The 7,788-nt window shown below is 62.1% G+C and carries 8 protein-coding genes; 5 read left to right on the top strand and 3 right to left on the bottom strand.

The window, feature by feature from the left end; genetic code table 11:
- Window positions 1-400: 400 nt before the first annotated feature.
- The 3 genes from ACFWVD_RS27860 to ACFWVD_RS27850 all read left to right on the top strand — a co-directional run bounded on the left by ACFWVD_RS27860 (window position 401) and on the right by ACFWVD_RS27850 (window position 2,205).
- A complete protein-coding gene (locus tag ACFWVD_RS27860; protein ID WP_379247781.1) occupies window positions 401-1,798 on the top strand; it encodes a hypothetical protein in 1,398 nt (465 codons plus the stop codon).
- 72 nt (window positions 1,799-1,870) lie between these two features.
- On the top strand, window positions 1,871-2,143 hold the full coding sequence (locus ACFWVD_RS27855) for a DUF6924 domain-containing protein (RefSeq protein ID WP_379247779.1): 273 nt from the start codon (window positions 1,871-1,873) through the stop codon (window positions 2,141-2,143).
- Window positions 2,110-2,205 carry a DUF6924 domain-containing protein gene (locus ACFWVD_RS27850; RefSeq protein ID WP_379247785.1) on the top strand — a complete coding sequence of 32 codons (96 nt, stop codon included), beginning with the start codon at window positions 2,110-2,112 and terminating at the stop codon, window positions 2,203-2,205. Before ACFWVD_RS27855 ends, ACFWVD_RS27850 begins: the two co-directional genes overlap by 34 nt.
- A 125-nt stretch (window positions 2,206-2,330) precedes the next feature.
- On the opposite strand, the gene ACFWVD_RS27845 is transcribed toward ACFWVD_RS27850, so the two are convergent.
- Entirely contained in the window at window positions 2,331-2,759 is a 429-nt protein-coding gene (locus ACFWVD_RS27845; RefSeq protein WP_379247777.1) for a hypothetical protein, read from the bottom strand.
- A 223-nt stretch (window positions 2,760-2,982) separates the two neighbouring features.
- Between ACFWVD_RS27845 and istA the strand changes: the two genes are divergently transcribed.
- Window positions 2,983-4,560 (top strand): IS21 family transposase, encoded by a 1,578-nt coding sequence (gene istA / locus ACFWVD_RS27840; protein WP_379247783.1) that lies wholly within the window; start codon window positions 2,983-2,985, stop codon window positions 4,558-4,560.
- Window positions 4,560-5,426 (top strand): IS21-like element helper ATPase IstB, encoded by an 867-nt coding sequence (gene istB, locus ACFWVD_RS27835; RefSeq protein ID WP_379247775.1) that lies wholly within the window; start codon window positions 4,560-4,562, stop codon window positions 5,424-5,426. Before istA ends, istB begins: the two co-directional genes overlap by 1 nt.
- Window positions 5,427-5,570: 144 nt before the next feature.
- Here the strand turns inward: istB and ACFWVD_RS27830 are convergent, their stop codons facing one another.
- Together ACFWVD_RS27830 and ACFWVD_RS27825 are read right to left on the bottom strand one after the other, a co-directional pair.
- Complete coding sequence (locus ACFWVD_RS27830; RefSeq protein ID WP_379247773.1) at window positions 5,571-6,215, bottom strand: LysE family translocator; 645 nt, start codon at window positions 6,213-6,215, stop codon at window positions 5,571-5,573.
- A gap of 280 nt (window positions 6,216-6,495) precedes the next feature.
- Window positions 6,496-7,455 carry a hypothetical protein gene (locus tag ACFWVD_RS27825; RefSeq protein ID WP_379247771.1) on the bottom strand — a complete coding sequence of 320 codons (960 nt, stop codon included), beginning with the start codon at window positions 7,453-7,455 and terminating at the stop codon, window positions 6,496-6,498.
- Window positions 7,456-7,788: the final 333 nt, after the last annotated feature.

Genomic DNA, 7,788 nt, shown 5'->3' with positions numbered 1-7,788 from the left:
CTGCGCCTAGCGATCTGGGCGAGTTTGCGGCCTTCCTCTGGGGTTACCGCTCTGACGAACACATCCGGCTTGCGAGCCACCGGCACCACCTCCGTCAGGCAGCATCACCGGTCACCGGCCACGGATCAACCCGCCACCCCGAGCGGTTACCGCATCAACCTTTCCGGACGCGGCACTAGCCCCAGCAGTACCGCGATGATGACGAGAAGGATCCGATGGTTCGCATGCTTGTCCATGGCTACAGTCCCTACAGCTGATGGTGACACTCGGATAATGGGCGGAACTATACTGGACATCTTAGACAAGGGAGGTGGGTATGACTCGTCGTGCTGTTCCTATAGACCCGGCGCTCGGGCCTCTTGCTGCACTTGCTCGGGATCTGCGTACTCTGCGGGCGGATATGGGTGCCAACGCGCCCTCTGTCGACCAGATCAGTGCTGAGGAAGGGCTGCCCCGATCTACCTTGTACGCCGCGCTTAGGGGTGACCGGATTCCGAGCGAGAAGGTTGTGGCAACGCTGGTGCGGGCGTGGGGGGGTGACGAGAGCCACTGGCTCAGAAGGCGATCAGATCTGCAGGATGCCCTGGGCGGTCGTAGTCAACCACGACCGACGCAATCGCTTCGGGACGGGAGCGCGTGGCTGACATTTCCGATCACTCGCACCGTGCTCGGCGTGGTGACCAGTGTTGCCTCGTTGCGGCGACTCCTGAGTGTTGTGGCCCTGTTCGAGACCGACTTCAGGGTTCAGACAGCGTTCACCATCAATCCGACATCAGCGTTGACGCAGGGGCTATCGGATCTCCTAGCTGACTTAGGCATCGTTGAAGTTCCTTGGCATGAAGCGGTCACTCGCCGCTTTGACGTGGTGCTGAGCATGAATATGCGCTTTTGCCGCGAACTCGCCGGGCCGTTCTTTGCGTTTGCCTCGGATGTCGCCGCGCCACCAGACTTGGAGAGATTCAACGGTTGGATCGGAGTAACCGATGAAGCTGAACTACTGCGTGTCCGAGCGGCCGTGCCAGCGTCCGACGGCAAGATCGCCGTGGTGGGCGACCCCTATTTCGACCAGATGATAGTCAGCCGGTACCTCCGCGGAAACTACAGGCGGAGCATCGGCGTAAATCAGGGCGAGAAGCTTGTGGTGGTGTCCTCAAGTTGGGGTCGGACGTCGTTTCTTGGACAACGTCCTGATTTACCGACTACGTTGCTTGACGCCTTCCCTGCTCGCGAATTTCGAGTTGCGTTAGTGCTTCACCCGAACGTATGGGTAGCCCATGGACATCGGCAGGTCATCGCATGGATGAGCGATGCAGTTGACCGCGGTGTGTTGCTGATTCCGCCGAGTGCCGACGAGCGTGCGGTCTTGCTCGCTGCCGATGTCGTTGTCGGCGATCGCAGCTCCGTCACTTCTTATGGAATGGCGATGGGACTGCCGACCTTGATCGTTAATGAAAGCGATGACCGCTGGGTTCCTGTGGTCGACAACACCTCACCGGCCTACAAATTGGATCTGGACGGCGATATTAGATCTCAGTTCGAGAAAGCGATCACCGCGCGGCAGGCCAAGGAAATACCTACGACTGAGGTTGGATCGCTGCAACGGATTGCAGACCACGCTCGGACGCTGCAAAGTATCTTGTACGATCTTCTCGAAATTGAGCAACCGTCCGCACCGCAGCGTTTCAGGCCAGTAGAAGAAATTCGAGTGGCAATCGTGCCGCATGGTACTGGTTTTGATAAGGAACCAGGATCGAATGCTGCGTCGCCCTTGAGTTCGGCCGCCGTGCTGCACAATTGAGCTATGTCACGGACTCTGCCTGAGGGCGATTCGGTTCGCTTCTAGTCCGCATCGACTCACCGACGACGCAGCGTGGCCCAGGTCGTTGCGGCGGTCATCGCGTTTTACGACGAAGACGCAGAGGCAGGGCTGGCGTCGGTCGATGACGTGACTTTCGACGGTCTGACACCCGCTGAGCTGGCTGATCTGGTCGGGCGGACAGGCGTATTATTCATCGCCGATAGCGCCACGTTGTCCGCCCCCAGCATCCGCTGCTGGCCGTCGATACCGGCGACGAGGACGTCCGAGGCGACGGTTGACCCGACCTTCCGATCACACCGACAGCGATGGCCGGAGTCGAGGTGAATCTCTTCCTCGCCAACATGGAATTCGAGGATTTCGCCGACAGCGTGGGCTCACTGCGGTGATCGCGGCGTGCCGAGCTGCCGCCGAACCTGGCCTTCCTGAACGGTGGGCTATGTCCAGATCTCGGCTTTTCGGCAGTAGTCCATTGGCTCGGGCGGTTGTAGCGCTGGCAGCGCGATGTTCCAGTTCATACTTGCCTGCGGGGGTCTGCAAACCTGTCAAATAGCGCCGTGAAGAACTCGGTGAGTAGCGGTTTCGCGGTTTCAGGGCTGGTCAGCTCGGCACCACCGAAGCGGAAGACCTCATAGCCGCGCATCCGGAGGTTCCTGTCGATTCGAGTGTTGCGTGCATAGACCTGCGGTGAGGCGTTGCCATCTTGGTCGGTGTAGTGGGATTTGCCGTCGACTTCGAGAACGACACGGTGCCCGCCAGGGTGCAGGAGTAGGAAGTCCATTCGTTGGTTGAGCAGCGCTTGCGTGCCGCGTTGGCGCACGGTCTGGTGGTCCCAGTGCAGCCACACTTCGGGTAGCAGCGCTGGGAGGTCCCATACACGCTGCCCGTGAATCTCGTGGTAAAGGCGGTACAGCAGGCGCTGTGGTGGTGAGGACTCGGGCAAGTTGGTTCTATACGTGAATCACGAGGTCGTTGATCGGTGAATCTCGACACCAGCCCGCGGTCGGAAGGGGTTGGTATCCACGAATTTTGGCAACACCTGACGGGTTGCGATGGCAAGATCATCCTGCTATCAGTCAGCGACGGCCCATAGGAGTGGACCCGTGGTGGCGAACCAATCCAAGGCGCAGCTGTACGCGGCGATCCGCCGGGACTCGCGAGCGGGCATGTCGGGCCGGGAACTGCAGCGCAAGTACAACGTCGGCTACGTCACGGTCAACGCGGCACTGACCTCGGCGTTCCCGGAGAAACGCAAGGACTATCCGGAGCGGGCATCGAAGCTGGACCCGTTCAAACCAGTCATCGACGAGATGCTGCGAGCGGATCTGGACGCGCCCCGCAAGCAGCGGCACACGATCAAACGGATCTACGCGCGGCTGATCGACGAGCACGGCATGGAAGACGTGTCGTATCAGCGGGTCCGCGACTACGTGTCGACGCGGAAACCACAGATCAGGATCGCCGCGGGCCGCGAACCACCGCAGGTGTTCATCCCGCAGAGCCACCATCCGGGCGAGGAAGCTGAGGTCGATTTCGGCGAGGTGACCGTGTTGCTGCGGGGCGAGCAGGTCGTGCTCTACCTGTTCTCGCTGCGGATGTCGTTTTCGGGCCGGTCGGTGCAGCGGGTGTTCGCCTCGGGTGGACAGGAAGCGTTCCTGGAAGGGCACGTGCATGCGTTCACGGCGTTGGGTGGTGTCCCTCACGGCAAGATTCGCGACGACAATCTGAAGGCCGCGGTCGCGAAGGTTCTCGGGTTGAGCAGGGCCAGAACCGAATCGGAACGGTGGACCGTGTTCCGCAGCCACTATGGCATTGACGACCCGTTCTACTGCATTCCAGGTGTCGAGGGAGCGCACGAGAAGGGCGGCGTCGAAGGCCAGATCGGGTTCTACCGGCGCAACCACTTCGTCCCCGTTCCGCAGGTCCAGTCGCTGGAGGAGCTCAATGCGCGTGTCGATCAGTGGGATAGCCAGGATCTGGGTCGGCGGATCGGCGCGCGGGCGCGCACGATCGGTGAACACTTCGACCTCGAGGCACCGACGCTGAAACGGCTGCCCGATGAGGAGTTCGAGACCGGGTCATGGCTGGTCACACGGGTGGATCGGTATTCGATGGTTGCGGCGCGGACCAACAAATACAGTGTCCCGATCCGGTTCATCGGTCGGCCGGTCAGGATCTTGCTGCACGCTTCGTGGCTGGTCGTCTATGACGGCCGCACCGAGATCGCCCGCCACGAACGGCTGATCGGCAAGGCGCTGACCCGTGTCGAGCTCGACCACTACCTCGAAGCGCTGGTCCGCAAGCCCGGCGCGATGGCCGGCGCGACCGCCCTCGAACAAGCCCGCCAGAGCGGGAAATTCACCAAAAGCCACGATGCCTGGTGGGCCGCGGTCCGCAAAGCCCACGGCGAGCGCAACGGCACGCGCGCGATGATCGAAGTGCTTCTGCTACACCGCAACATGCCCCGCGACCAGGTCGTCGCGGGCCTGGACGCCGCGTTGCGGGCCGGAGCGCTGACCGCCGACGCAGTCGCTCTCGAGGCCCGCAAAGCAGCCGAAGCGGCACCCAGACTGCTCGACGTGGTCGACCTCGACCAGATCGACCCGGAGCCGGACGCAGTGGCGTCGCTGACAGTGCGCCGCCTCGCTCAACTGCCCCCGGACACCCGGCCTCTGCCGTCGGTCGCCATCTACGACCAACTGCTCCGCATCACCAAACCGAGAACCGCAGAAGGGAATTCCTGATGACCAGCTCACTCCCGCACCGCCACGGCCTGACCGACCAAGCAGCCGACGCCGCCGTTGACCAGGCATGCCGGATGCTGCGACTGCCCAGCATCCGCTCCCAGTTCAACGACATCGTCGAAACCGCCACTCGCGACCAGATGTCCTACCGGGCATTCCTGGCCGAGCTGCTGCTCGTCGAGTGCGACGATCGGGCCCGCCGCCGCTCCGAACGCCGCATCCGCGCCGCGGGCTTCCCTCGCGACAAGTCGTTGCGGGCGTTCGACTTCGACGCCAACCCCAATATCGATCCGGCCGTGGTCAACACCCTCGCCAACTGCGACTGGGTCAAGAAGGGCACACCGCTCTGCCTGATCGGTGACTCCGGCACCGGCAAGAGCCACTTGCTGATCGCGTTGGGCACCGAGGCCGCGATGCGGGGCTACCGCGTGAAATACACGTTGGCAACGAAACTGGTGAACGAACTGGTCGAAGCCGCCGACGAGAAGCAGCTGTCCAAGACGATCGCCCGCTATGGCCGGGTCGATCTTCTCTGCATCGATGAACTCGGCTACATGGAGCTCGACCGCCGCGGCGCGGAACTGTTGTTCCAGGTTTTGACCGAACGCGAGGAAAAGAACTCTGTCGCGATCGCCTCCAACGAGGCCTTTTCGGGCTGGTCGAAGACGTTTTCCGAGCCACGACTCTGCGCCGCGATCGTCGACCGCCTCACCTTCGGTGGGCAGATCATCGAAACCGGCACCGACAGTTACCGACTCACCCGCACCGCCCTCAATCACGCCGCCAGCACCACTACAACACACATTCCCGCACCGCAGCCACCGGAGTCCGCCGACACGTCACAGACACTGGAAATCGTGTCCTGACCAGCAGTCTATCGGTGAATTCCAACACCGTCGGGCGCCCGAACACACGACCGGGCTCGGGCCGTCTCGGCGGCGGTCGCTGCGGGCCCGGCCGGTGTCCGGTGACACTGAATTCAAGCTCCGGATGTTCGCTACTTGATTGAACTATCGAACTTCGGCAGCGAGTTTGATGCCGAGCCCGATCAGGATCGTCGCGGTGACGCGGTCGAGCCAGCGCCGTACGTGCGGTCTCTGCAGCCAGGTTCGCGCCTTGGCCGCCGACCAGATCAGTGTCGGATACCAGATGAATGTCACCGCGAGGTGGATGGCGACCAGAAGCATTCCCCACCGCAGGGAATTCGGTCCGACCGGGAGGAACTGCGGCAGCAGGCTGATGTAGAAGACGCCGACCTTTGGGTTGAGGAGATTGGTCAGCGCCCCGGCTCGCAGTGCGGCGAATCCGCCAGACGAGGTCGGTGCCGTAGACGTATCCGATTCCGCGACGCCACGTGATCTGCTGTGGAACAGCGTCTTCCGTAGCGCGGAGTAGCCGAGCCACATCAGGTAGGCAGCGCCGGCGACACGGACTGCGTTGTAGGCCAACGTCGAGGCTGCCAGCAACGCAGTCAGACCCGCGAGACTTGCAATCGCCCACACGAGGCATCCGAGACTGATGCCGATCAAGACGATGAATCCTTCTCGTCGACCGCCGAGCGCGGTATGCCGAAGCACCAGCAGGGTGTCGATTCCCGGAGTCACCACACCTACTAAAGCCACCAGTGCCCAGCCCAGCAGCGCCGCACTCGACATACAACCTCCCCAGATTTGCGTCGAACCCTCACATCCATGACACCACAGGCCCGCCGACGGCAGCTCAGATTGAGTGACACCGGGCACCGAACCATGCCAAGACCTCGACCGATTCGTCAACCTGCTCAGCAGCCTCGGAATCCCGGTTCGACAACCTCCACTGCGCACTCTTCTGACACGCCCGACGATCGGACACACCGACCGAGGTGACGCCGAAATTCGCGGATAGAACTGCCCTGGATCGGCCCGCATTGACGTCAGAATTCACCGATAAGTGGTCTCAGAATTCGCACTTACGGCCAGGCAAGTATTGGCCGAGTCGCTGGTAGAGCTGGCTCTTTGCAGTGTCGCTGTTCATGGTTGGGTGTCGGTCGCACCACCAGCGGTGTAGATCACGCCAGCGCAAGCCGTCCGAACCGATTGGGCGGTCGTAGATCAGGGCATCCGCGCCGTTGTCGATGATCTCGAGGCGGTTGTCGGGCACGCTGCTGAGTCGGATGTCGGGCTTGAATTTGCCGCTGAAGACCAGTGTTTTCGGTGGCATCGCCGCGACGCCCGTTGTTGATATGCGGAAGACTGGGTAGCCGGCGTGAGTGCCGTCCTCGCGCAGTGCGAGGTGGTCTCTGCGTAGGTGATTGTTGATCGTGTCCACCAGCCTGCGTTGCTTGGGTTCGTCGAGCACAACCGTTGGGGAGACTAGGTCTTCCAGAAACCCCGCGAATCGTGGATTCGGGGCCTCGAATGCTTTGAGTTGGGTGAACAAGTCTGTCACCGACCAGTCACCCGGGTTGCGGAAGACATGGCGAATCACCTTTTCGCGCAAGGTTTGTCCGTCGATGAAGAGGCCGTCGAATCGGTCGAGGTCCCACCACCGGCCGAGCATGTCGAAGAAACGCTGCGCGTCGAGGCCGACTACTTCCTCGATATCGAGCGCATCCGCGAGTTCGCGGCGCGTGCGTTCGACGATCGCCGGACCGGATCCGGCCCAGAGCGTGTCCTGGATGGTGATGCCGTCGCTGTGCGTCACCATCGACTCGGCCATCATCTGTTCTGCGATCCGCGGAAGCTCGCTTGCTGGAATGGCTTCCATGACGGCAGTAACCCGTTCTCGTTTGGTGCCTTCTACGTCGTACCGGGTCAGCCCCAGTCGTTCGAATCGAGCGCTCAGCTCATTGTGAGTCTCGTGTGCGAAGGGTGCGTGCAGCAGGCTCCGCAGCTTCTCAAGTCCTTGATCATCCATCGATCGAGATTGTCTCTGATGAGGCTGACATGGGCGCAGTAATACGCGACGGTCCACAGCCACCGGATCGACGGCCGCAGCTGCCTCGGCCTCGAAATGCTGGCACGATTCGAAAGCCTCGCCGGTCCCGACGATGGGCAGAAGGACGGGAGTGGGAGTGTCGGTTCAGAGGAGCTTGCGAGTGGGCCGCCGTGTTGGCGAGTACCCGGGGGCCCAGACCCGCTCTGCGCGGGTGAGTCGGAATCTGTCAATCCTGATGAGACAGGTCAGGCTGCCTGTTCTGTGTCGGTGTTCTCCTTCGGAGGTGGGTTGATCCAGGCCGTTTCGGGCAGC

This window comes from Nocardia sp. NPDC058666, assembly GCF_042714895.1.
Lineage (GTDB): Bacteria > Actinomycetota > Actinomycetes > Mycobacteriales > Mycobacteriaceae > Nocardia.
Note: the sequence above shows the minus strand (reverse complement) of the source record. Positions and strands in the feature narration are given on the sequence as shown.

What these genes read in the sequence shown, in the direction of transcription:
- istB (WP_379247775.1), top strand. Translation starts at nt 4,560, where the DNA reads ATGACCAGCTCACTCCCGCACCGCCACGGCCTGACCGACCAAGCAGCC.
- istA (WP_379247783.1), top strand. Translation starts at nt 2,983, where the DNA reads ATGTCGGGCCGGGAACTGCAGCGCAAGTACAACGTCGGCTACGTCACG.
- ACFWVD_RS27860 (WP_379247781.1), top strand. Translation starts at nt 401, where the DNA reads ATGGGTGCCAACGCGCCCTCTGTCGACCAGATCAGTGCTGAGGAAGGG.
- ACFWVD_RS27830 (WP_379247773.1), bottom strand. Translation starts at nt 6,215, where the DNA reads ATGTCGAGTGCGGCGCTGCTGGGCTGGGCACTGGTGGCTTTAGTAGGT.
- ACFWVD_RS27825 (WP_379247771.1), bottom strand. Translation starts at nt 7,455, where the DNA reads ATGGATGATCAAGGACTTGAGAAGCTGCGGAGCCTGCTGCACGCACCC.